Genomic DNA, 23294 nt, shown 5'->3' on the forward strand with positions numbered 1-23294 from the left:
GATGAACGACCACGAGGTGACCGAGCGGGTGCGCCGCGTCGAGGAGCTCCTCGAGAGCGGCGCCGACCCGCGGGCGGTCGAGCTCGCCGAGGCGCTGCTCGACCTGTACGGCGAGGCGCTCGCGCGGATCATGACGGTGGCCAGGGCGGCCGGCGGCGGCCTGCCGGAGCGGATCGCCGCCGACGACCTGGTCGCGCACCTGCTGCTGCTGCACAACCTGCACCCGCTGGACGCGAACACCCGCATCCGCCACGCGCTGGACGGGGTCCGCGACCGGCTCGGCGGCGCGGAGCCGGAGATCGTCGCCGTCGAGGAGGACGCGGTGCGGCTGCGGCTGCGCCCGGCTCCCGGGGCGAAGGGCGGCTGCGGCTCCACGGCGGCGCGGACGCGCTCGGCCGTGGAACAGGCGGTGCGGGACGCGGCGCCCGAGTTCGAGCGGGTGGTGGTCGAGGAGGAGGCCCCGGCCCCGCCCGAGCCGGTGGTGATCCCCGTGGAGAGCCTGCTGCGGGCGCCGGGGACGCGGGCGTGAGGCGGCCGCGATGAGCGCCCCGGCCGGCGGGCGGGTCCCGGGCGACGCGCTGCGCAGGCTCATCGCCCGCGCGGGCGCGGCCCCCGGAGGTCCGCGCCCGTCGCCGTCCTCACCGCCCTCGCCGTCCTCGCCGCTCTCGCCGCTCTCGCCGCTCTCGCCGTCCGGGGCCGGCGGTGTCGCGGAACCGGAGGGGGCGTGCGAGCTGTGCGCCGCGCCTCTGGACGCGCCGCACCGCCACCTGCTCGACCTGGCGGCCCGCGAGCTGCGCTGCGCCTGCCGTCCCTGCTCGGTGCTGTTCGCCCAGCCGCGCGAGGCCCCGTCCGCGGAGGAGGGCGGCGGCGGGCGCTACCGGCTGGTGCCGGACCGCCGGTGGCTGCTCGACGACTTCGACCTGGACGACGCCACGTGGGACGAGCTGGGCATCCCGGTACGGATGGCGTTCCTCTTCCACGACGCGGCGGCCGGCCGCACCGCGCTGTTCTACCCGAGCCCCGGCGGTCCGGTGGAGTCGCCGCTGGAGCCGGCCCTGTGGCGGCGGCTGGAGGAGGCCAACCCCGTGCTGCGGCGGCTGACGCCGGACGTCGAGGCCCTGCTCGTCAACCGGACCGGCGCCGCCGCGGAGCACTGGATCGTGCCGGTGGACGACTGCTACCGCCTGGTCGGGCTGCTGCGCACCCACTGGAAGGGGCTCGCCGGCGGCCCGCGCGTCTGGGACGCGGTCGGCGGCTTCTTCACCGAGCTACGCCAGGGGTCGGCGATCGTGACCCCGGCCGGACACCCGACGCACATCCGAGGGGGAACGCGATGACCAGCACGAGCGAGACGCAGATCAGGACCGGACGGCCGCAGGTGCACCCGGACACGCCCTCGCACATCGACGGCGTCAACGAGGGCAACTCCGTCGGCCACTACGAGAGCCAGGTCGGGCACCTCGTCGACGGCCGCTCGACGGCCGCGCGCTCCACCGGCATCAACGCCGCGGACCGCGACCCCATCATGCCCGGCATGCCGAACCTCTCCCCCGCCTGAGCCGTGCGCGACACGACGGCACCGAGGGCCGGGACGGCGGCAGCCGCCGTCCCGGCCCTGCGCGACACGGCCGGGCAGGTCCCCGCCAAGCTCGACACGGCCGCGGAGGTCCCGGCCCTGCGCATCACGGTCGAGGGCGTCCAGGCCGCCGAGTTCGCGGCCGCGCCGACGCTGGAGTTCGCGCTGCGGATCGCCGGCGCCGGCGGGGCGGAGGTGCGCGCGGTCGTCCTGGAGACGCAGCTCCGCATCGCCGTCACGCGCCGCGGCTACGACGAGGCGTGCCGCGAACGCCTCGCCGGCCTGTTCGGGCCGCCCGAGCTGTGGGGACGCAGGCCCGCCAGCCTGCTGTGGGCGCAGATCGTCACGCAGCTCCCGGCCTTCACCGGGGAGACGACCGCGCCGCTCCGGGTGCCCTGCACCTACGACTTCGACGTGGCCGCCGCCAAGTACCTCGACGGCGTCCGCGACGGCGAGATCCCGCTGGAGTTCCTCTTCAGCGGCACGGTGTTCTCGCTGGCCGGCGGCATGCTGCGGGCCACGCGGATCCCGTGGGACACCGAGGCCGGCTTCCGCATGCCGGCCGCCACCTGGCGGGACCTCATGGACCGCTACTTCCCGGGCGCGGCGTGGCTGCGGCTGGGCCGTGACACGTTCGACCGGCTGCACGCCTACCGGACCCGCCACGCGCTGCCGGGCTGGGACGACGTGGTCGAGTCGCTGCTGAAGGCGGGAGCCGATGGACGAGCCGATGGTCGATGAGGACGAGCAGCCGCCCCTGGACCAGGTGCGGCGCATCGCGCGGGCCGTGCTGTACGAGGGCTACCTGCTGTGGCCGTACCGGCAGTCGGCGCTGAAGAACCGGCACCGCTGGACGATCGGCGGCGTCCACCCCGAGCCCTACGGACGCGAGCACGACGGCCATCCGTGGCTCATGCGCACCCAGTGCCTCGTGGAGGCCGGCGCGGGCGCGAGCGTGGACGTGCGGGTGCGCTACCTGCACGTCGTCGCGCGAGAGCCCGCCCTGGTGCGGGACGGCGTCGCGGAGCCCGTGCCGGAGCTGGTCGCCGGGGGCCTGCGGGTGCTGCCCCGGGAGGAGGCGGTCGAGCAGGAGGCGGCGGCGTGCGGCCTGGCCCTGGAGGACCTGGCGCGGCGGCCGTTCCGCGCGGCGATCGAGGTGCCCGCGGGACAGGACGCCGAGCCGCTGCCGGACACCGGCCCGGTCGCGGAGGGCAGGCCGGTGGGCACGGTGATACGGCACTGGGAGGCGCTGCGCGGGCACGTCGAGGTGAGCGCCGAGGAGCTGGAGCCCGGCCTCCACCGGCTGACGGCCGACGTGGTCAACACGACCCCGTGGCCCGGCGGCACCCGTACCGACCTGATGCGGCGCACGCTGGTGTCGGCGCACACCGTGCTGCACGCGCGCGACGGACGGTTCGTGTCGCTCATGGACCCGCCCGAGGAGCTGCGCGACCACGCGGAGGGCTGCCGCAGCCTCGGCGTCTGGCCGGTGCTCGTCGGCGAGGAGGGCGAGCGGCACACGATGCTGTCGGCGCCGATCATCCTGTACGACCACCCGCGGATCTCGCCGGAGAGCCCCGGCGACCTGTTCGACGCGACGGAGATCGACCAGCTCCTGACGCTGAGCGTGCTGGCGCTCAGCGAGGAGGAGAAGCGCGAGATCCGCGAGGGCGACCCGCGCGGCCGGGAGATCCTGGAGCGCTGCGACGGCCTCACGTCCGAGCAGCTCATGCGCCTGCACGGCGTCCTGCGCACGGACCCGACATGACCGGCCGTCCCGACGGCGGCCCGACGCGTCCCGACATGAACGGCCGTCCGGACGGCGGCCCGGCCCTTCCCGACATGAACGGCCGTCCGGACGGCGGCCCGGCGCTTCCCGATCCGGGCAGCGACCGCATGATCGGCCTGGGGTTCTGGTCGCGGATGGAGCGGCGCGGCCCCGGCGTGGTGACGGTCGCCGGGCGGGCCGTGCGCGCGGGCAGCCGGGTCCGGCTGTGCCCCTCCCCGATGCGGCGGGCCGACATCATGGACCTGGTCCTGGACGGCCGCGTCGCCGTCGTGGAGTCCGTCGAGCAGGACGACGAGGGCGCCTTCCACGTCGCGGTCACGCTCGACGACGACCCGGGCCGCGACCTCGGCGAGGCGCGGATGCCCGGACACCGCTTCTTCTACGCGGCCGACGAGATCGAGCCGCTGGACGAGCGGGCCGAGGCGGGCCCGGTCACCCGGATCCTCGTCGCGGGCATCGGCAACGTCTTCTTCGGCGACGACGGCTTCGGCGTCGAGGTGGCCCGCCGGCTCGCGGCGCAGCCGTCGCCGGCCGGCGTGGACGTGGTGGACTTCGGCATCCGCGGCATGGACCTCGTCTACGCCCTGCAGCGGGACTACGACCTCGCGATCCTCGTGGACGCCGCGTCCCGCGGCCAGGCGCCCGGCACGCTGACGGTGCTGGAGCCCGACCTGTGCGAGGAGCGCGACCTGTCCGGGGAGCGCGACCTGTCCGGGGAGCGTGACGCGGCGCGGGAGGCCGCGCAGGCGGACGGCCACGGCATGGACCCGGTCAAGGTGCTCCGGCTCGCCGCGGAGCTCGGGCGGCTGCCCGGCCGGGTGGTCGTCGTGTGCTGCGAGCCCGCCGTCACGCCGTCCGGCGAGCCGGACGAGGACGTGCTGGTGGAGCTGAGCGCGCCCGTGCGGGAGGCGGCCGGCCATGCCGTCCGTCTGGTGATGGACATGATTGCGGAAAACGCCGGGCCCGCTTCCCGGCCTCCGCATCCGGAAGGAGGTGACATGGCATGAGAAAGAGACACGTTGCGGCACTGATCGCGATAGCCACGGTAAGCGCGGTCATCGTCCGCCAATGGCCGGAAATTCACCGGTACATAACGATGAAACGGATGTAGCGCCGTATGCACGAGATCGGAATGTGCGAGGGCCTGGTCGAGCTGCTGGAGCGGCGGGCCGGGGGCAGGCGGATCAGCGGCGCGCGGGTGCGTGTGGGCGTCCGTCACGCGGTCGTCGGGGAAGCGTTCGACCAGGCCTTCACGCTCGCCTCGGCGGGCACCGCCGCCCAGGACGCCGCCGTCGATCTCGTCGTGACGCCCGTCACCGTCACCTGCCGGGCCTGCGGCGCCCGCTGCGAGTCGCTCGACGTGCTGGCGGTCTGCCCGCCCTGCGGCAGCGACGACGTGGACGTCACCGGAGGCGACGAGCTGGTGCTGGAGTCCATCACGTTCGGGGAGGAGCCGGCCGATGTGCCTGGGCATCCCCGGTGAGCTCGTCGCCGCCGACGCGGACAACGCCGACCTCGCGGTGGTGGACGTCGCGGGCGTGCGCCGCCGCATCAACGTCGGCCTGCTCGCCGACGAGGACCTGAAGATCGGCGACTGGGTGCTGGTCCACGTGGGGTTCGCGCTGTCGAAGATCTCCGAGGAGGAGGCGCAGGCGGTGCTGGACTACCTGGAGGGGCTGGGCCCGGCCTACGACGACGAACTGGACGCGCTGCGCCAGTCGGACATCACGTGAGGGGGTCGCGTGCGGTTCGTCGATGAGTACCGCGACGCGGGCAGGGCTCGGGCGCTGGCCGCTGACATCGCCGCCCGGTGCGAGCCGGGCCGCCGGTACACGTTCATGGAGGTGTGCGGAGGGCACACCCACACGATCTACAAGCACGGGCTGGAGGACCTGCTGCCACGGGAGGTCGTGCTCGTGCACGGCCCCGGCTGCCCGGTGTGCGTGATCCCGATGGGACGGGTGGACGACGCCATCCACATCGCGTCGCAGCCCGACGTGATCATGACGTCGTTCGGCGACATGATGCGCGTGCCGGGCGGGAACGGGTCGTTCCTCGACGCCAAGGCCGCCGGCGCCGACATCCGCATGGTCTACTCGCCGCTGGACGCGCTCAAGATCGCCAGGGAGAACCCGGACCGGCGCGTCGTGTTCATGGCGATCGGCTTCGAGACCACGGCGCCGTCCACGGCGATGACCGTGCTGCGGGCCGCCGCCGAGGGCGTGCGCAACTTCTCGGTCTTCTGCAACCACGTCCTCATCATCCCGGCGATCAAGGCCATCCTGGACTCGCCCGACCTGCGGCTCGACGGCTTCGTCGGCCCCGGCCACGTCTCGGCCGTGATCGGCTGCCGGCCGTACGAGTTCATCGCCCGCGACTACGGCAAGCCGCTGGTCGTGGCAGGGTTCGAGCCGCTGGACATCCTGCAGTCCGTGCACATGCTGCTCGGGCAGCTCGCGGCGGGCCGTTCGGAGGTGGCCAACCAGTACGCGCGGGTGGTGCCCTGGGAGGGCAACCGCACGGCCATGGCGGCCATCGGGCAGGTGATGCGGATGCGGGCGCACTTCGAGTGGCGCGGGCTCGGCTTCATCCCGCACTCGGCGATGGCGCTGTCCGACGCGTACGCGGCCTTCGACGCCGAGCGGATCTTCGAGCTGCCCGGGCTGCGCGTGGCCGACCCCAAGGCGTGCCAGTGCGGCGAGGTGCTCAAGGGCGTGCTCAAGCCGTGGGAGTGCAAGGTGTTCGGCACGGCCTGCACGCCGGAGACGCCCATCGGCACGTGCATGGTGTCCTCCGAGGGCGCCTGCGCCGCGTACTACAACTTCGGCCGCTTCAGCCGCGAGCGGGTGAGGGAGGCGACGCTGCGATGACCGCCGAGACGGAGGGCTCGCTCGACGGGCACCCGCCGCCCGCCGGGGTGGCGCTCGACGAGGACACATCCGCCGCCGGGGTGGCGCTCGACGAGGACGCGCCGCCCGCTCCCGGGACGCCGCTGCGTGACCGCGAGCAGCAGGTGCTCGACCGGATCGCGCGGGCCAGGCGGCGCCGGCCGGTGGTCAGGGAGGAGCGGATCACGCTCGCCCACGGCTCGGGCGGCAAGGCCACGCAGACGCTCATCCAGGCGGTCTTCCTGGAGGCGTTCCGCAACCCGCGCCTGGCGCCCCTGGAGGACGGGGCGACGCTGACGCTGGACGGCGCGCGGACCGCGTTCACGACCGACGCGTTCGTGGTGTCCCCGCTGTTCTTCCCCGGGGGCGACATCGGCGACCTCGCGGTCAACGGCACGGTCAACGACCTGGCGATGTGCGGGGCCCGCCCCGCGTACCTGTCGGCGGGCTTCATCCTGGAGGAGGGCTTCCCGGTCGCCGACCTGCGGCGGATCGCCGCCTCCATGGCGGCCGCCGCGGCCGCGGCCGGGGTGGAGATCGTCACCGGCGACACCAAGGTCGTCGAGCGCGGCAAGGCCGACGGCTGTTACGTCACGACCGCGGGCGTCGGGGTCCTGGAGCGGCCCGTGGAGCTGTCGGTCGCGCGGGCGCGGCCGGGTGACGCGGTCGTCGTGTCCGGGCCGATCGGGGAGCACGGCGCCGCGATCATGCTGGCGCGCGGCGACTTCGGCATCGAGGCGCCGATCGCGTCCGACACGGCGCCGCTGCACGGGATCACGGCCGCGCTGCTGGACGCCCTGCCGCCCGGCGGGGTGCGGGCGCTGCGTGACGCCACGCGCGGCGGGATCGCCACCATCCTCAACGAGGTGGCCGTCGCCTCCGGCGTGTGCGTGGTGGCGGAGGAGGAGGCGCTGCCCGTGCGGTCCGAGGTGACCGGGGTGTGCGAGCTGCTGGGCATCGACCCGCTGTACGTGGCCTGCGAGGGCCGGTTCGTGGCGGTGGTGGACGGGGAGTGCGCGGAGCGCGCGGTCGAGGTGCTGCGCGGGCATCCGCTCGGCGCGGGGGCGGCGGTGATCGGCACGGTGCGGGACGACCCGCCGGGGCTCGTCCTGCTGCGCACGGCGTTCGGCGGCACCCGCATCGTGGACCTGCTCGTGGGCGACCCGCTGCCCCGCATCTGCTGACGGGGACGGCGACTCTGCGCGCTCAGGGGGCGGCGGCGGCCACGGCCGCCTGGCCGAGGCTGATCCCGCCGTCGTTGCAGGGCACCCGGCGGTGCGTCAGCACGCGGAACCCCCCGGCGCGCAGCCCGTCGGCCACGCCGCCGAGCAGGAGCTCGTTGGCGAAGACGCCGCCCGACAGCGCCACCGTCCCGATCCCGGCGGCCTCGGCGACCAGGCCGGCCGCCGTCACCACCGCCTCGGCCAGCCCGTGGTGGAACCGCGCCGCGATCACCGGCGACGGCACCCCGCGCCGCAGGTCCTCCACGACGGCCCGTACCAGGTCGGTGCTCCTGATGACCACGGGGGCGGCGAGGGCGCGCGTCGCCCCACCCTCGACCGCCCCAAACCCGGGGGCGGCGCGCGTCCACGGGCACGGATCGCCGGCGAGCCGCGACCCGGCCCCTCCGCTCACGGTCACCGGGTAGCCGTCGCGCACGGCCGGGTCGGCCAGGTGCTCCAGCCCCATGGCCGCCTGCCCCTCGTAGGTGACCGTGTCCCGTACCCCCAGCAGCGCCGCCACCGCGTCGAACAGCCGTCCGGCGCTGGAGGTGAGCGGCGCGGCCGGACCGCCGGCGGCGGCGAGCGCCGACACGGCCGGCCAGAGCCGGGCGTTGCGGCGGGCCACCGCGAGCCCGCCGGCCGGCTCCCCCGCCGCGCCCAGACCCGCAGCGCCCAGACCCGCCGCGCCCAGGTACGCCGCCGCCATGCGCCACGGCTGGCGGATGGCGGTCACGCCGCCCGGCAGCGGCACCCGCTCCAGGTGACCGGCCCGCTCGTACGCCGCCAGGCTCGCCACCAGCAGCTCGCCGCCCCAGATCGTGCCGTCGGGCCCGTGGCCGGTGCCGTCGAACGCCACCCCGACGACGGGTCCCGGCTCGCCGTTGTCGGCCAGGCACGAGGCGATGTGGGCGTGGTGGTGCTGGACCGCGACGACGTCCACGCCGTCGAGCTCCAGCGCGTACTTCGTCGACAGGTACTCCGGGTGCGGGTCGTAGGCGACGATCTCCGGCTCGACGCCGAGCAGCCGCCGCAGCCGCTCGATCTCGCCGGTGTACGCGCCCAGCGCCAGGTGACCCTCCAGGTCCCCGAGGTGCTGCGACAGCACCGCGCGGTGGCCCTGGCCCAGGCAGAAGGTGCTCTTCTGCTCGGCGCCGCAGGCGAGCACGGGCCGCCGGAACGGCCACGGCAGCGTGATCGCCTCGGGGGCGTACCCGCGTGACCTGCGCACCGGCATCGGCGCGCCGCGGAAGACGCGCAGCACGGAGTCGTCGGCGGGGGCGTGGATGGGCCGGTCGTGGCACAGGAACGCGTCGGCGACGCCGCCCAGCCGCCGCAGCGCGTCCTCGTCGTCGTGCGCGATCGGCTCGTCGGCCAGGTTGCCGCTGGTCAGCACGTACGGGCGGGCCAGCTCGCGGCAGAGCAGGTGGTGCAGGGGCGTGTACGGCAGCAGCACGCCCAGGTCGGGCCCGCCGGGCGCCACCGAGGGCGCGACCGGCGCGCCGGCCCGCCGGGGCAGCAGCACGACGGGCCGGCCCGGCCCGGTCAGCAGGGCGGCGGCGGCCTCGCCGACCTCGCAGAGCTCCCGGGCGGCGGCCAGGTCGGCGGCCATCACCGCGAACGCCTTGTCCGGCCGCCGCTTGCGCGCCCGCAGGACGGCGACCGCGTCCTCGGACGCGGCGTCGGCAGCCAGGTGGTAGCCGCCGAGCCCCTTGACGGCCACGACGGCGCCACCCGCGACCAGGGCCGCCGCCTCCGTGAGCGGGTCTCCGGGCAGCGGCGTGCCGTCCGGCGCGCGCAGCGACAGCCGGGGGCCGCAGGCGGGGCAGCACGTGGGCTGGGCGTGGAAGCGGCGGTCGGCCGGGTCGTGGTACTCGCGGGCGCAGGCGGCGCACAGGGCGAAGCCCGCCATGGTGGTGACGGCCCGGTCGTACGGCACCGCCGTGATGATCGTGAAGCGGGGCCCGCAGTTGACGCAGTTGACGAACGGGTACCGGAAGCGGCGGTCGGCCGGGTCGAACAGCTCGGCCAGGCAGTCGTCGCAGGTGGCCACGTCCGGTGGGACGAGCGCCCGCCCGGGGCCGCCGGTGACGCTGGGCACGATGCGGAACCCGCCGTCGCCGGTCGGCGGCACGGCGGTGACGCTGACCCGCTCGACGACGGCCAGCACGGGGGCCCGCTCGCGCACCGCCTCCACCAGCGCGGCGACAGCCGAGGGCGGGCCCTCCGCCTCGATGAACACCCCGCCGCCGTCGTTGCCGACCAGTCCCGCCAGGCCGTACCGGGAGGCCAGAGCGTGCACGAACGGCCGGAAGCCGACCCCCTGGACGACGCCCTCGACCCGGATGAGGGAGCGCACCCGCCCGCTCACGCCTCCGCCCGCTCCCGCCCGACCAGCTCGCGCAGGACGTGGCAGAGGGTCGTCTGCGCCTCCTGCACCCGGTGCACCGACGACGACGGCACGACGAACAGGTGGTCGGCCAGGCGCTCCTCGGCCATCCGGCCGCCGCCCGCCCCGGCGAGGCCGACCGTGACCATGCCGGTGCGGCGGGCCTGCTCCAGGCCGCGCAGCACGTTGACGGACCCGCCGCTGGTGGACAGGGCCATCGCCACGTCACCGGGACGGCCGAGCGCGGCGAGCTGGCGGGCGAAGACCACGTCGAAGGCGACGTCGTTGGCCAGCGCGGTCAGCAGCGCGGCGTCGCCCGTCAGGCAGATCGCCGGGACGCCCTGGCTCTCGCCGTACGGCGCGCGGAACACCTGGGCGACGGCCTGGGCGTCGGTGCTGCTGCCGCCGTTGCCGAACGCGAAGAGCGTGCCCCCGGCCCGGAAGGCGGCCGCCATGGCCGCGGCGCAGGCGGCGACGGCGGGCCCGAACCCGGCGAGCACGCGCAGGCGCAGCTCCAGGCTCTCGGCCGCCTTGGCCTCGGTGGAGCGGACGAGGTCCGTCCCGGCGTCGCCGTCGGGGGCGAGGAACGGGTACAGCGTGCTCATGAGCCGTCACCGCCGCCCAGCACCGCGATGGCCTCCTTGGCGTGGACCAGGACGACGTCGCCGACCCGCGCCTCCACCAGGGCGACGCTGACCTCCTCGACGCCCTCGCCGGTGTCCACGAGGGCGAGCCCGCCGGGACGCAGCTCGGTGACCCGCACCCGCACGGCCGTGTCGGAGCAGGTCACGCACGTGTCGCCGGGGTCGCACGCGGCCGGCGCCGCCGTCGTCCCCTCAGGCTCGTCCAGCACGACGTGGACGAGCTCCCAGAGCAGGTGGTAGGCGGTCACGTGCAGCTCCCGGGCGACGAGCGGATCGTCGCACCACGCGGTGAGCACATGGTCGGCGGCCACCGCGCCGGAGGGCGGGCCTCCCGGTGGGGTGGTGGGCGGTGCGGCCGTGAGGGCGACGGTGAGCATGCCGAGCTCGCGGGCCGCCGCGAGCCCATCCCGCACGCGACGGTCGTCCTCGCCGGTCAGCACGCCGAGCGCGATGTCCCCCGGCCGGCCGAACGTCCTGACCTGGACGGCGAAACCGGCCTCGGGCCCGCTCTCCCCGGCCGGGCCGCCGAGCGCCACCGCGTCCCCGGCCAGCGAGATCGCCGGCAGCGCCGGCCGGCCCACGATCACCGGATGGGTGAACTCCACCGCCACGTGCCCCGCGTCGGCCGCCGCCGCGCCGTCGCCGAACGTGACGAGCCGGCCCCCGCGGCGGAAGCGCGCCGCCATGTCCCGGGCCGCGGCGGCGATCGACCCGGCGTCGCGGGCCAGCGCCCGGCCGGGCGCGGTCCGGCGCGCGGCGGCCTGCTCCAGCAGGTTCTCGGGTGTCCCCGGTTCGATGGCCATGCGCGTCCCCCGTGGTGGTGCCTCAGCAGACATGCTCATCGGCGCCGCGACACGGCCGGGGCGCGCGCGTGCCCGCGTCGCGTCAATGTTGGGACAGGTTTCGGCCGCACAAGCACGTCACGGCGGCCGCCACGTCCGCGCCGCCCGCGAGTCGACGGCGGTGGCGGGACGGGGACGTGGGAGGTACGCTCGACGCAGTCAACCAAGCGCTTGCTAGAGAGAGGATCCGCGATGCCGCGACTCGCCGCCGACCGCGCGCCCGACGTGTCCCTGAGCGTCGAGGTCGCGGCCCCCGCCGAGGTGGTCTACGAGCTGGTCAGCGACGTGCCCCGGCTGCCGTCCTGGGCGGCGGAGTGCGTGTCGTGCCGCTGGATGGGCGGGGCGACCGGCCCGGCGCCGGGCGCGAGGTTCCTGGGCGTCAACCGCAACGGGTTCTTCCGCTGGTTCACGGTCAGCGAGGTGCGCGACGCCGAGCCGGGCCGCCTGTTCGCCTGGGAGGTGGTGCCCGGTCTGGCCCGCTGGGAGTACCGCATCACGCCCACCGGCGCGGGCTGCACGGTCACCGAGAGCACGTGGGACGGGCGCGGCTTCGTGATCAGTCACGTCATCGGCCCGGTGCTGACCGGCGTCCACGACCGCAGGGCCGCCAACGCCCGCAACATCGCCCGGACCCTGGACCGGCTCAAGGCCGCAGCCGAGGCCGCCGCCGTGGAGCGCCGCCCCTGAGCGGCGCCCCCGCCCGCGGCCTCCTGGGCGGCGCCCCGGCCGCGGCCCCCTGAGCGGGGGCCGGGCTCACGGGGCGCCGAAGGCCCGGCGTTCGAGCGACCGGTAGCCGAAGCGGCCCAGCGCCAGCATCATCCGGTAGAACGCGTTCGGCGCGAGCGTCCTGTCGCGTTCCGCCCGCGAGGCGTACGTGGCCAGCCACGGCCCCATGAACGTCAGGTCCTTCACCGAGTACCGCCTGCGCGCCTCCAGCTCGAAGCGCCGGTAGTCCTCGACGGAGACGTACCGGGTGACCGCCGGGAAGATGACCTCCTCCTCCTTGCCCAGGTGCCGTTCGAGCAGCTCGCGCAGCTCCTTGACCGTCTCGGCCAGGGGACGCGCCCCGGCGGCCGGGTCGGCGGCGAAGCGGGCCGCCTGCTCGCCCGCCCGCTCCAGCAGCGCGTCCAGCACCTCGTGGTCCTCGCTGAACTCGCCGAGGTCCATCGTGACGCCGGCCGCCCGGGTCGCGGCACCCAGCAGGGGCCACAGCCCCTCGTCCTCGATGCTGTGGTGGCGGACCGTGGCGAAGATCAGGCGGTCGATGTAGGTGCGGACGGCCGCGGCCCGGCGCGCGGGCATGCGGGCCGCGTCCGGCGAGTCCAGCGTGGTGACCAGCCGCAGCAGGTCGGCGCGGATGGCGCGGTGCTCGACGTAGCCGACCGTCAGGTCGACCTCGGGGGCGCCCTCGCGCCGTGGGGTCACTGCCGTCATGACGTCCCTCCGTCAGGCGATTCTGAACGGGTGGCCCTCGAAGTAGCCGGCCAGCCCGTCCAGGCAGGCCGTGCGCGAGGGCGGGTGGAAGGCGAGCGGCCGGCACGCCGCGAGCAGGTAGGCGATCTCCGGCGACCCGATGAAGGCCATCCCGCCGAGCTGTTCGGCGGCCAGCGCCGCCGCGTCGGTGATCGCGTCCTGTACGGCGAAGCGGCTGATGACCGCCTTGGCCAGGGCGTCGCGGTCGAAGTCGCGCTGCTCGACGAGCCGGGCCAGGCCCTCGACCAGGCACGTCGCCGTGTCGAGGCGCACGCCGAGCGCCGCCCGGCCGGCCGCCCCTCCCCGTCGCTCCCGGAAGACGCGCTCGGCCAGGGCCGAGGCCGCCCCCAGGTAGACGGCGGAGATCATGCACTGGAACCAGACGAAGGCGATGGCCGTGAGCGCGTCCACGCCGCTCGGGTCGTCGAGGTCGGGGCGGACGACGAAGTCCTCGGCCACCTCGACGTCGGTGAGCCTGACCTCCTCGCTCTCCGCGCCGGCCAGGATCTCGCTGCGCCAGAACGGGTGCACGCTGATGCCGGGAAGGTCGGCGGGCACGACCATCATGCCGAGCGCGGGCCCGTCGCCGCCGGGCAGGGCGACGGTCGCGCTCAGCAGGTCCATGGACCGGGCCAGGCTGCACGGCTTCTTGCTGCCGTTGACCAGGTAGCCGCCCTCGACCGGGACGGCGGTCATGGACGGGGCCACGATGCTCTGCCCGGTGCGCCCCTCGGCGCCGCCCGAGGAGATGAGCAGCCCCTTGGCCGCGATCTCCTGGAGCAGGATCGCCTCCAGCGCCTCGGGGTCGGCGGCCACCACCTCGTACAGCGTGGCCACCGTGAAGTGGTGCATGGCCGTGCCGACGGCCAGCGACGGCGAGCACGAGGCAACCGCCGTCATCGTCCGCATCACCTCGACCGGGGAGGCGCCCGCGCCGCCGTGCTCCTTGGGCACGAGCAGGGCGGGCCCGCCGTGGGCGCGGAACAGGCCGATGCCCGGGTTGCCGGGCTTCTCCAGGTCGAGCAGCGGCACCTCGGACAGGGCCGCGCACAGCCCGGGCAGGTGACGCTCGGCCGCCTCCCTAGCGACGTCCAGGCTCCGCACGGCGCCCCCTCCCCTCTCCGCGGCTCCTGAGGCGCTGCTTCACGCCGTGCGCGATCTGCGCGGCGGCGAACGACACGACCTGGCCCGCGACGAAGCGGTAGACGGTCAGCGGCGTGTAGCGGCGGGTGCCGCGGCGCAGCGCGTCGACGATCCGGCGCACCTCGTCCTCCCTGGCCATGACCCGCGGGAAGAACCTGAGCTGCATCACCAGCAGCCCGCAGTCGCGCAGGATCATCGCCGAGAGCCCGGCCTCCAGGAGCTGGCCGAGCTGGGAGCGCATGCCGAAGGGGAACCAGCGGCGGCGCAGGACGAGGCGGAGCAGGCCGCCCGTCCCGGCGACGCGGTCGAACAGGCGCGAGCGCGCCGCCACCTCGGCCAGGCCCTCCTCCAAGATCTGCCGGCAGCGGTCGCGCTCCTCCTGGGCCGCGGGGTCCAGGGCCCGTTCCAGGGCGTGCACCGCGACGTGCGCCGACAGGGCGTTGCGGTAGTGGTGGCGCAGCCGTTCGACGTGCCCGGCGTCGCGCTCCGCCGCCCGGCGCAGCACCTCGCCGGTGACCAGCGCGGCGCCCATGGGCAGGGTGGTGTCGCTGAGCGGCTTGGCCAGGGAGATCACGTCCGCGTCCGGGATGACGTCGCGGTGGGCGAGGAAGCCGATCCCGGTCCGCCAGCCGCCGGTGAGCACCTCGTCCACCCCGATGAGGTAGCCGTGCTCGTCCTTGAGCCGCGCCACGGCGGCGAGCAGGTCGCCGGGGAGCGGCCGGCACATCATGCCCTGGATGACCTCCAGCCAGACCAGGGCCACCGTGCCGCCGCGCACCTCCTCCTCGAACCGGGCGGCGGCTCCGGGGGCGAACGGGTCGACGTAGACGAGGTCGAAGTAGTACGGGCGGAACGCCTCGCGGTCGGACTCGGTGTGCTGCTGGCCGTACTTGCTGAGGTTGAGCGAGATCAGCGTCTTGCCGGAGAAGTTGCCGGTGAAGGTCACCACGCGGGTGCGGGGCGCGGCCGCCATGAGGCCGAGCGAGACGGCCACGTCGACGGCGCTGGCGCCGCTGACGGCGGGGAAGGCGTGCGGGAAGGACGTCAGCCGCGCCAGGAGCGCTTCCAGGGCGGCGAAGTGGTCGGCGCCGGGCTCGTGCCCGGCCAGCACCCCGTCCATGAGGTCGGGCGGGTTGTGCCCGCGCAGGCTGACGCCGCCGCCGCCCGCGCAGTCCAGCACGACGGTGCCGTCGCCGAGCGTGAGCCGGGCGCCGTCGGCCTCGACCACTTCGAGGGCGAAGCCGGACATCTCCATGCCCTGGGCGACGAACGGGTTGACGTGGTCGCGGTAGGTGTCGATGCGCTCGCGCATGCTCAGGTCGATGCGGTCCAGGCGCGCGGCGGCCTCCGCGTCGACGTGGCCGTGCCGGCGCAGCGCGTCGAGCACGATCGACAGGCACAGGCCGTTGCCACCGAAGGTGGAGGTGTGGGCGAGGCTGTCGTGGGCGTTGTTCCACACCTCGTACGTCGGCTCGGACATCAGGAAGCAGCCGAACGGCACCTGCCGCCCGGTGAGGTTCTCGCCGAAGACGTGGACGTCGGCGGCCGGGCCGGTGAAGAGGGCCGGGTCCCACAGGTCGAGCTCGGTGGTGCAGACGATGCGCAGGGCGCCGCGCCGGGCCGCCCGGCGCAGCAGCTCCGCCCGGGCCCGTTCCTCCTCCTCGCCGCTGTGTCCGCGCACGACGATCAAGGCCGCCCACTCGCGCCGCTCCAGCAGCGTCAGGGCCGCCGCGGCGTCGGTGACGACGTGGACGCCCGGCACGAGCGCGCGCTCCGGCCCGGTCCCCACCGGGTCGAAGAACGGCGCGTACCGGGGCGTGTCCTCCAGGAACAGGACGCGTCCCCCGTCGGCGCGCCCGCGGCGGACCGACGCGTGCCGGGCCAGTTTGATCGCGCCGGCCAGCGCCTCGAGGGTGGAGTTGGCGAAGAAGGAGAAGAAGCGGCCGGGGCCGGCCAGACGGTCGAGCAGGTAGGCGAGCTTGGCCTGCTCGGCGTTCATGAACGCGTTGGTGAGGATCATGTTGGGACGCTTGAGCTGGTTGAAGTCCGCGACGGCCTTCAGCGTCCCCGAGTCGGCCCCGCGGAAGACGGACGGCGCCATGGCTCACCCCATCCGCGGGATGGACTTGTACTCCAGGTAGCCGTCGAGCCCTTCCGGGCCGAGCTCGCGTCCCATGCCGCTGGCCTTGAAGCCGCCGAACGGCGCGGCCGGGTCGAGGAGGAAGCCGTTGAGCGCGCACACGCCGGTGCGCACCCGCCGGGCGACGGCCAGGCCGCGCTCGGTGTCCCTGGTCCACACCGACCCGCCGAGGCCGTACTCGCTGTCGTTGGCCAGCCGGACCGCGTCCTCCTCGTCCTCGTACGGGATGACGACGAGGACCGGGCCGAAGATCTCCTCGCGGGCCACGCGCATGGTGTTGTCGCCCAGGAAGACGGTGGGCTCGACGTACCAGCCGCGTTCGAAGCCCCGGCGCCCGCCGCCGGCGACGAGCTTGGCGCCCTCCTCCTGGCCGAGGCGGATGTAGCCCTCGACCTTGTCGCGCTGGCTCGCGGTGGTCAGCGGGCCGAGCTCGGTGGCGGGGTCGAACGGGTCGCCCATCCGCATCGTCCGGCACGCCTCCGCCAGGCGGTCCAGCACCTCCTGCACGCGGTCGCGCTGGACCAGCACCCGGGTCTGCGCGATGCAGCCCTGGCCGCTGACGATGAACGACGTCATCGGCAGCCAGCCGATGTAGGAGTCGAGGTCGGCGTCGTCGAGCAGGATGGCCGCGGACTTGCCGCCGAGCTCCAGGCTGCACCGCCTGAGCTGCTCGGCGCAGATGGCGCCGATGCGCCGGCCGGCGGCGGTGGAGCCGGTGAAGGCCACCTTGTCCACGCCCGGGTGCCGGACCAGGTGCTCGCCGGTCTCGCGGCCGGCCGGGACGATCCCGACCACGCCCGGCGGCAGGCCCGCCTCGTCGACCAGCTCGGCCAGGATCTGCGCGTCGAGCGGCGTCTCGGGAGCCGGCTTGACGACGACGGTGCAGCCGGCCAGCAGGGCGGGCGCCATCTTGGTCATGGTGAGGAACTGCGGGGTGTTCCACGGCACGATGGCGGCCACGACGCCGACCGGCTCGCGCCGTACGGTGACGGGCGCGAACAGGCCCTGCCGCTCGCTCTCCATGACCAGCGAGTCGCCGAGCCCGGCGTAGTACGACAGCACGGCGTGGGCGATGGGGGCCTGGGCGAGCTGGGAGAAGGCGAGCGTGCAGCCCATCTCGGCGGTGATGGTCTCGGCCATCTCGCCCTGCCTGGCCTCGTAGGCGGCGGCCAGGCGGCCCAGCGCCCCGGCCCGCTCCGCCGGTGACATGCGCGGCCACGGGCCGTCGTCGAACGCCTCCCTGGCCGCGGCGACGGCGCGATCCATGTCGGCCGGGGACCCTTCGGGCACCCTGCCGACGACCTCCTCGGTGTGGGGGGACACGACCTCGATGACGTCGCCCGTGGCCGGGTCCGTCCAGCGGCCCCCGATGTAGAGCTGGGTGTACTCGTGCACTTCCGCCTCTCCTCACGAAGAGGGGACTCGCGCCCGTCCCCGTACCGATCTGACCAAACGCTTGCTTGAAATATAGCTACCGGGCGACAATACATCCACCTTGAAACAGGTTCTACCGAGAAAAGCCGGAATTCCGTCCGGGAAGGAAAAACCCATGCGCGCCGCATTAGTCCACGAGCCCGGTGCCGCCCTCGAACTGCGCGACGACGTCACCGTCGCCGGGCCCGACCCGGGCGAGGTGAGGGTCCGCGTCCGGGCCACCGGCGTCTGCCACTCCGACCTGTCGGCGCTCAAGGGCGTCCTGCCCGCCTCCCTGCCCGCGGTGCTCGGCCACGAGGCGGCGGGCGAGGTCGTCGAGGTGGGCTCCCAGGTCAGCGGGCTCGCGCCGGGCGACCACGTGGTCCTGTCGTTCATCCCGCCGTGCGGCTCGTGCGCCGACTGCCTGGGCGGCCAGCCGTACCTGTGCATCACGTACGTCCTGGAGGGCTTCACCAAGCCGCGCTTCCGCCTCGGCGACGGCACCCCGTGCTTCGGCTTCGGCGGCCTCGGGGCCTGGGCCGAGGAGCTCGTCGTCCCCGCGCAGGCCACGGTCAAGATCGACCCGGACGTGCCGTTCGAGCTGGCCGCGCTGCTGAGCTGCGCGGTCGCGACCGGCGTGGGCGCGGTCATCAACACGGCCCGGGTCGAGGAGGGCGCCTCCGTCGTGGTCATCGGCGCGGGCGGCATCGGGCTGTCGGTCATCCAGGGGGCGCGGCTGGCCGGCGCGGCGACCATCCTGGCCGTGGACCCGATCGAGGCCAAGCACGAGGCCGCCAAGCGCTTCGGCGCCACCCACGCGACCACGCCGGAGCAGATGGAGGCGGTCAAGGGCCTGCTCACCGGCGGGCGCGGCTTCGACCACGCCTTCGAGGCCGTCGGCCGGTCGAGCACCGTCAAGGCCGCCTGGCAGGCCGCCAGGCGCGGCGGCGACGTGGTGGTCGTGGGCGCGGGCGCCACGGACGACCAGGTCGAGCTCGACGCCTTCTCCCTGCTGTTCGACGGCAAGAACATCCTGAGCTCCATCTACGGCTGCTCCGACCTGCGCCGCGACGCCAGGCGGTTCGTCGACCTGTGGCGGGCCGGCCGGCTGGACCTGGAGAGCCTCATCACCCGCCGCATCCGCTTCGAGGAGCTGCCGGACGCCGTCCTCGCCTTGGACAAGGGCGGGGACGTGATCCGTCAGGTGGTGCTCTTCGACTGACCCTGGTCGCCCGGCGGGGTTCGCGCCCCGCCGGGCCGCTACCTGAGCTCGTAGATCTCGTACTCCAGGCTCGTGAAGTCGGCCGACAGGCCGCCCTTGCCGACCGCCTGGACGCCCGCCAGCCACTGGTAGCGCTCGTCGCCGGTCTCGAACAGCGGCGCGATGTAGGCCACGGCGGCGGCCAGGTCGCCGCTGGTGTCGAAGCGGCCGGTGTAGCGGACGAGCACGTGGGCGCCGTCGCCGGTCTGGACAGTGAGCCGCACGTCGGGCGTGCCGATGGCCCCCGACGGGCTCGCGGTGAACCAGTCGGCGGCGGCCCGGCCGGCGAGCTTGGCCGAGAAGCGCTCACCGGTGAAGGTCGCCTCCTCGATCTCGGCGACGACGCGCTGCCCGGTCGGCGTCGGGCCGAGGTCGATGGGCGTGCTCATGCGGAGCTGGGCGGTGCACAGGGGGATCAGCTCTAGCGTCATGGTGCGGGTCCTTTCCGGGAGTCAGAACGTGACGGGCAGGGCGCGCGGCCCGTGCATGAGCCCGCCGTCGGTCCAGCGGATCTCCTCGGGGGCCACGGCAAGGCGCAGGGCCGGGTGGCGGCGGGCGAGCGTGCCGACGGCCACCTCCAGCTCCATGCGGGCCAGGTTGGCGCCCATGCAGTAGTGCGGGCCGTGGCCGAAGGCCAGGTGCGGGTTGTCGGCGCGGGTCACGTCGAAGACGTCCGGCCGGTCGAACAGGCCAGGGTCGCGGTTCGCCGAGGCGAGCACGGGGATGACCACCTCCCCCGCGCCCACCGTCCCCGCGGGCAGCGCCACCGGCTCCCGCGCCAGGCGCAGCAGCGCTGCGTCGGCGGGCACGTCGAAGCGCAGGATCTCCTCGACGGCGCCCGCCACGGACGCCTCGCCCCGGCACAGCATGAGGTACTGCTCCGGGTGGCGCAGCAGCGTGAACATCCCGCGCGCGATCATCGTCCGGGTCGTCTCGTGGCCGGCCAGGATGAGCGTCACCACCATGTGGACCAGCTCGTCCTCGGTGAACGTGGCGCCCTGGTCGGTGGCCTCGATCATCGCGTCCAGCAGGCCGCCGCCGGGCGCGGCCCGCCGCTCGGCCACCAGGGCCGCGGCGTAGTCCAGGAACCGGCCGAACTGCTCGACCCGCTCGTCCTCCGCCGCCTCGGAGGTGGACAGGAACGCGTCGGACCAGGCCCGGAAGCGGTCGCGGTCGGCCGCGGGCACGCCGAGCAGCTCGCAGATGACCAGCGTGGGCAGCGGAAGCGCGTACGCCTCCGCCAGGTCCACGGGCGGCGCCCCGAACCCGTCCGCCAGCTCCGCGGCGATCTCCTCCACCCGGTGCCGCCAGGAGGCGACCCGGCGCGGGGTGAAGGCGCTCGACGCGATCCGCCGGAGCCTGCCGTGCTCCGGCGGGTCCATGTTGGAGATCGAGAACGGGTCGTCGTCCACGCTCAGCCCCGGCGCGAAGCGCGGGGCGCCGGGGAAGGTGAGGTCGCGGGTGAAGCGCGGGTCGCCCAGGGCCTCGCGGACGTCCGTGTGGCGCAGGGCGAGGCGGGCCGGGGCGCCGCTCGGCATCACGACCGGCGCGAGCGGGCAGGTCTCGCGCAGCCGGCCGTACTCGGGGGGCGGCTGGAAGAACGCGCCGGGCGCGAACGGGAACGCCGCCGCGCCGCCTGTCGCGTGGCCGGCCCCGTTCGCCGGCCCGGTCCGGGGGCGGTCAGACACCGCAGGCCGCGTCCGTGTAGAACTGGCGGGCCCAGGCGCGGGTCTTCGCGATGTCGCCCTCCTTGTCGCACAGGTGGGCGGGCAGCGCGCCGCCCGCGAACGCGGCGCGGCTCGGCAGGGGACGGAAGACCTTGTTCTCCCAGATCGGGATGTCCTCCTCGATGGAGCGCCAGGTGTGCTGGGCCGTCATCTGGTGGATCAGCTCGGTCAGGTCGTCGTCGTCCAGCCGCCGGGTGCGCTGGTACATCACGAAGTCGATGTGCTCCTCGTCGACGGGCGTGAAGCACGAGTGGATCTGCCGGTCGATGACCAGGCCGTTGTAGTCGAGCTTGCTGTCGATCTGGCTGAAGCCGAGCCCGGCGTGCAGGTACGCGTTGCGCGACCACGCCTGCTGCTCCGGCAGGCCCTCCCCGGCGTCGTAGGTGCCGGTGAACTGGCCGCGGAAGTACACCCCGTCCGGCTCGGCGTCGTAGGACAGGATCTCGGTGGCGGCGTGCAGGGTCTGCTGGTGGGCGGCGTCGGCGGCGTTGTCGAAGATCTCCTGCAGGTGGGTGCGGATCTTCCAGGTCTTCGTGATGTGGCCGGTCCAGTGCTCGGTGGAGTCGTAGTCGGGGATCTGCGGCACCGTCCATCCGGGATCCCGGCCGAGCTCGTCGTAGAAGACGGCGACGACGCCGTTGACCTCGCAGGCGGGGTACGTGCGCAGCCGCGCCTGCTGCGGGATCCGGTCGGTGTACGGGATGCCGACGCAGCGGCCGGTGCCGTCGTAGCGCCAGGAGTGGAACGGGCACACGAGCGCGCCGTCCTCGATGCGGCCGCCCACCGCCAGATTGGCGCCCAGGTGGGGGCAGTGGGCGTCGGCCACGACGGGCGCGCCCCGCTCGTCCCGGAAGACGACGAGGTCCCGGCCGAAGTAGTGGACGCCCTTGACGGCGCCGGGCACGACGTCGGCGGAATCGGCGACGCGGTACCAGCTCGTCGGATACGGCTGCATGGGATAACGCGGAACCGACATCGATCCTCCGAAGGCTGTGCATTCAGCGGACACCTGTCTCGCGCCTTCGACAGGCCGTTCAGAAAGAACGGGTTCTTTTCGATAGTAGACGCCGTGAATGGCGTTAGCTAGAACGAGTTCTATGCCGTCGCCGCGGCCTGCGCGGTCTCCCTCGCCCAGCGGTAGTCGGCCTTTCCGGCGGGTGATCGCGTCATCCGCTCGACGAACGCGTACGTCCGCGGCACCTTGTAGCCGGACAGGCCCCGGCGGCAGTGGGCGTCCAGCTCCTCGGCCGTGGGCCGGGCGCCCTCGCGGGGCTCGACGACCGCGGCGACGCGGCTGCCGAAGCGCTCGTCGGGGATGCCGGTGACCACCGCGTCGAAGACGTCCGGGTGACCTTTCAGCACGGCCTCGACCTCCTCGGCGTACACCTTCTCGCCGCCGGTGTTGATGCACTGGGAGCCGCGCCCGAGGACGGCGATCGTGCCGTCCTTCTCCACGGTGGCCATGTCGCCGCTGAGCAGCCACCGCACGCCCTCGCCGTCGGCGACGAAGGTGCGCGCGGTCTTGCCGGGGTCCTTCCAGTAGCCGAGCGCGATGGGGCCGCTCCTGGCGACCTGCCCGATGACGCCGGACCCGGGCTCGACCGGCCGCAGCCGCTCGTCGAGGACCGTGAGCCCGGGGTCGTTGGCCCGGTAGCGCAGGCCCTCCCCCGCCTCGCCGCCGCTCACGCCGGAGGCGGTGTAGCCGGACTCGGTGGAGCCGAAGTTGTCGAGGATCATCACGTTCGGCAGCAGCTCCGCCAGCCGGTCGCGCACCGGGCCGGACAGCAGCGCGCTGGTCGAGCTGATCACCAGCAGGGACGACACGTCGTGGCCGCCGGCGGCCAGCTCCTCGGCCAGCGGGCGGGCCATGGCGTCGCCGGTGATGTTGATCGTGTTGACCCGGTGGCGCGCGATGGCGCGCAGCACGTCCGCGGCGTCGAATCTGCGGACGTAGCAGATCGTCGCGCCGAGCCACCAGCCGATGAACGTGGCGACCTGCGCCGCGCCGTGGATCAGCGGCGCGACCGGCATCATCACCAGGGGGCCGCCGCCCTTCGCCGCCTCGACGAGCTGCTCGGGGGTCGCGGGGAAGGGCGCGTAGTTGTGCCAGAACGCCCTGATCAGGTCCTCGACCCGCCACATCACCCCCTTGGGGAAGCCGGTGGTGCCGCCGGTGTAGATGATGAACAGGTCGTCGCCCGAGCGGGGCCCGGGGACGCGCGCCCCGGCCCGTCCCGCACCCCTCCGTCCGGCCACGGCGTCCTCGTACCTGACCGCTCCGGGCACCGCCCCGCTCTCCACCCCCACCTCGATGAGCCGCCCCACCTCCTTGCCGTCCTTGCCGTCCTTTCCGGACTTGCCGTCTCCGGTCAGGCCGTGGGGCGGCGGGATCCGGGCGACGGCCGGGGCCACCCGGTCGGCCAGCTCGCCGTCGTACAGCAGCGCCTTCAGCTCCGCGTCGGTGTAGAGGTAGACCAGCTCGTCCTCGACGTAGCGGTAGTTCACGTTGACCGGCACGGCGCGGATCTTGAGCGCGGCGAGGACGGCCGCGATGTGCTCGACGCAGTTGAACAGCTGCAGGCCCACGTGGTCGCCCGGCCCGAGGCCGGCGTCGAGCAGGGCGTGGGCGAGCGCGTCGGCCTCGGCGTCGAGCTCGGCGTAGGTGAGCTCACGGGTCGTGCCGAGGGCGTCGGGGCTGACGAGGGCCCGGCGCTCGCCCATCGCGTCGGCGAGGGCCTCGAACAGGTCGGCGTGGTTGAACTCCATCAGGGCACTCCCCCGTCCGGTGA

The 23294-nt window shown here is 74.6% G+C and carries 24 protein-coding genes; 13 read left to right on the plus strand and 11 right to left on the minus strand.

The features are described 5' to 3' along the window. Position 1: 1 nt before the first annotated feature. From HTZ77_RS10520 to hypE, 11 genes are read left to right on the plus strand one after another with little or no spacing between them, the layout of a single operon-like run. Positions 2-529, plus strand: coding sequence for a NifU family protein (locus HTZ77_RS10520; protein ID WP_175589325.1), 528 nt, complete (start codon positions 2-4; stop codon positions 527-529). A 10-nt stretch (positions 530-539) separates the two neighbouring features. Then, complete coding sequence (locus HTZ77_RS10525; RefSeq protein WP_205302481.1) at positions 540-1337, plus strand: DUF5947 family protein; 798 nt, start codon at positions 540-542, stop codon at positions 1335-1337. Beyond that, positions 1334-1558, plus strand: a complete 225-nt coding sequence (locus HTZ77_RS10530; RefSeq protein WP_175589326.1) for a hypothetical protein — start codon at positions 1334-1336, stop codon at positions 1556-1558. Before HTZ77_RS10525 ends, HTZ77_RS10530 begins: the two co-directional genes overlap by 4 nt. Positions 1559-1561: 3 nt before the next feature. Next, a complete protein-coding gene (locus HTZ77_RS10535) occupies positions 1562-2317 on the plus strand; it encodes a DUF6084 family protein (RefSeq protein WP_205302482.1) in 756 nt (251 codons plus the stop codon). Beyond that, positions 2295-3344: a hypothetical protein gene (locus tag HTZ77_RS10540; RefSeq protein ID WP_175589327.1), complete on the plus strand. Its 1050-nt coding sequence runs from the start codon at positions 2295-2297 to the stop codon at positions 3342-3344. The genes HTZ77_RS10535 and HTZ77_RS10540 overlap by 23 nt, the downstream gene beginning before the upstream one ends. After that, positions 3341-4372: a hydrogenase maturation protease gene (locus HTZ77_RS46000; RefSeq protein WP_235994539.1), complete on the plus strand. Its 1032-nt coding sequence runs from the start codon at positions 3341-3343 to the stop codon at positions 4370-4372. Before HTZ77_RS10540 ends, HTZ77_RS46000 begins: the two co-directional genes overlap by 4 nt. Beyond that, a complete protein-coding gene (locus HTZ77_RS48690) occupies positions 4369-4476 on the plus strand; it encodes a DUF6893 family small protein (protein WP_376768095.1) in 108 nt (35 codons plus the stop codon). Before HTZ77_RS46000 ends, HTZ77_RS48690 begins: the two co-directional genes overlap by 4 nt. 6 nt (positions 4477-4482) lie before the next feature. Next, positions 4483-4848, plus strand: coding sequence for a hydrogenase maturation nickel metallochaperone HypA/HybF (locus HTZ77_RS10550; RefSeq protein WP_175589328.1), 366 nt, complete (start codon positions 4483-4485; stop codon positions 4846-4848). After that, the gene (locus HTZ77_RS10555) at positions 4826-5098 is read left to right on the plus strand and encodes a HypC/HybG/HupF family hydrogenase formation chaperone (RefSeq protein ID WP_175589329.1); all 273 of its coding nucleotides are present in this window, start codon (positions 4826-4828) and stop codon (positions 5096-5098) included. Before HTZ77_RS10550 ends, HTZ77_RS10555 begins: the two co-directional genes overlap by 23 nt. Positions 5099-5107: 9 nt before the next feature. Beyond that, positions 5108-6235, plus strand: coding sequence for a hydrogenase formation protein HypD (gene hypD / locus HTZ77_RS10560; RefSeq protein WP_175589330.1), 1128 nt, complete (start codon positions 5108-5110; stop codon positions 6233-6235). Continuing rightward, a complete protein-coding gene (gene hypE, locus HTZ77_RS10565) occupies positions 6232-7437 on the plus strand; it encodes a hydrogenase expression/formation protein HypE (protein WP_175589331.1) in 1206 nt (401 codons plus the stop codon). The genes hypD and hypE overlap by 4 nt, the downstream gene beginning before the upstream one ends. A gap of 22 nt (positions 7438-7459) precedes the next feature. Here the strand turns inward: hypE and hypF are convergent, their stop codons facing one another. Genes hypF through HTZ77_RS10580 form a run of 3 tightly spaced genes read right to left on the minus strand, consistent with a single transcriptional unit; the run spans position 7460 to position 11309 of the window. After that, positions 7460-9844: a carbamoyltransferase HypF gene (gene hypF, locus HTZ77_RS10570; protein WP_328808516.1), complete on the minus strand. Its 2385-nt coding sequence runs from the start codon at positions 9842-9844 to the stop codon at positions 7460-7462. Then, positions 9841-10467, minus strand: coding sequence for a D-sedoheptulose-7-phosphate isomerase (locus HTZ77_RS10575; RefSeq protein WP_175589332.1), 627 nt, complete (start codon positions 10465-10467; stop codon positions 9841-9843). Before HTZ77_RS10575 ends, hypF begins: the two co-directional genes overlap by 4 nt. Further along, positions 10464-11309 (minus strand): SIS domain-containing protein, encoded by an 846-nt coding sequence (locus HTZ77_RS10580; RefSeq protein ID WP_175589333.1) that lies wholly within the window; start codon positions 11307-11309, stop codon positions 10464-10466. The genes HTZ77_RS10575 and HTZ77_RS10580 overlap by 4 nt, the downstream gene beginning before the upstream one ends. Positions 11310-11540: 231 nt before the next feature. On the opposite strand from HTZ77_RS10580, the gene HTZ77_RS10585 reads away from it, so the two are divergent. After that, the gene (locus HTZ77_RS10585) at positions 11541-12035 is read left to right on the plus strand and encodes an SRPBCC family protein (protein WP_175589334.1); all 495 of its coding nucleotides are present in this window, start codon (positions 11541-11543) and stop codon (positions 12033-12035) included. A gap of 66 nt (positions 12036-12101) precedes the next feature. Here the strand turns inward: HTZ77_RS10585 and HTZ77_RS10590 are convergent, their stop codons facing one another. From HTZ77_RS10590 to HTZ77_RS10605, 4 genes are read right to left on the minus strand one after another with little or no spacing between them, the layout of a single operon-like run. Further along, the gene (locus HTZ77_RS10590; RefSeq protein ID WP_175589335.1) at positions 12102-12782 is read right to left on the minus strand and encodes a hemerythrin domain-containing protein; all 681 of its coding nucleotides are present in this window, start codon (positions 12780-12782) and stop codon (positions 12102-12104) included. Positions 12783-12794: 12 nt separating this feature from the next. Then, on the minus strand, positions 12795-13925 hold the full coding sequence (locus tag HTZ77_RS10595) for an acyl-CoA dehydrogenase family protein (RefSeq protein WP_175589336.1): 1131 nt from the start codon (positions 13923-13925) through the stop codon (positions 12795-12797). After that, positions 13903-16065 (minus strand): aminotransferase class III-fold pyridoxal phosphate-dependent enzyme, encoded by a 2163-nt coding sequence (locus HTZ77_RS10600; protein ID WP_175589337.1) that lies wholly within the window; start codon positions 16063-16065, stop codon positions 13903-13905. Before HTZ77_RS10600 ends, HTZ77_RS10595 begins: the two co-directional genes overlap by 23 nt. Positions 16066-16068: 3 nt before the next feature. Beyond that, positions 16069-17499 carry an aldehyde dehydrogenase gene (locus tag HTZ77_RS10605; protein WP_175589338.1) on the minus strand — a complete coding sequence of 477 codons (1431 nt, stop codon included), beginning with the start codon at positions 17497-17499 and terminating at the stop codon, positions 16069-16071. 154 nt (positions 17500-17653) lie between these two features. Between HTZ77_RS10605 and HTZ77_RS10610 the strand changes: the two genes are divergently transcribed. Then, positions 17654-18739, plus strand: coding sequence for a Zn-dependent alcohol dehydrogenase (locus HTZ77_RS10610; protein WP_175589339.1), 1086 nt, complete (start codon positions 17654-17656; stop codon positions 18737-18739). A gap of 38 nt (positions 18740-18777) precedes the next feature. On the opposite strand, the gene HTZ77_RS10615 is transcribed toward HTZ77_RS10610, so the two are convergent. The 4 genes from HTZ77_RS10615 to HTZ77_RS10630 all read right to left on the minus strand — a co-directional run bounded on the left by HTZ77_RS10615 (position 18778) and on the right by HTZ77_RS10630 (position 23271). Further along, the gene (locus tag HTZ77_RS10615) at positions 18778-19209 is read right to left on the minus strand and encodes a DUF3237 domain-containing protein (protein WP_175589340.1); all 432 of its coding nucleotides are present in this window, start codon (positions 19207-19209) and stop codon (positions 18778-18780) included. 21 nt (positions 19210-19230) lie between these two features. Further along, positions 19231-20466: a cytochrome P450 gene (locus HTZ77_RS48145; RefSeq protein ID WP_175589341.1), complete on the minus strand. Its 1236-nt coding sequence runs from the start codon at positions 20464-20466 to the stop codon at positions 19231-19233. Next, complete coding sequence (locus HTZ77_RS10625; RefSeq protein WP_175589342.1) at positions 20459-21481, minus strand: Rieske 2Fe-2S domain-containing protein; 1023 nt, start codon at positions 21479-21481, stop codon at positions 20459-20461. The genes HTZ77_RS48145 and HTZ77_RS10625 overlap by 8 nt, the downstream gene beginning before the upstream one ends. Positions 21482-21600: 119 nt before the next feature. Then, complete coding sequence (locus HTZ77_RS10630) at positions 21601-23271, minus strand: acyl-CoA synthetase (RefSeq protein ID WP_175589343.1); 1671 nt, start codon at positions 23269-23271, stop codon at positions 21601-21603. Positions 23272-23294 lie beyond the last annotated feature (23 nt).

Source organism: Nonomuraea montanisoli, from assembly GCF_013363975.1.
Taxonomy (GTDB): Bacteria; Actinomycetota; Actinomycetes; order Streptosporangiales; family Streptosporangiaceae; genus Nonomuraea; species Nonomuraea montanisoli.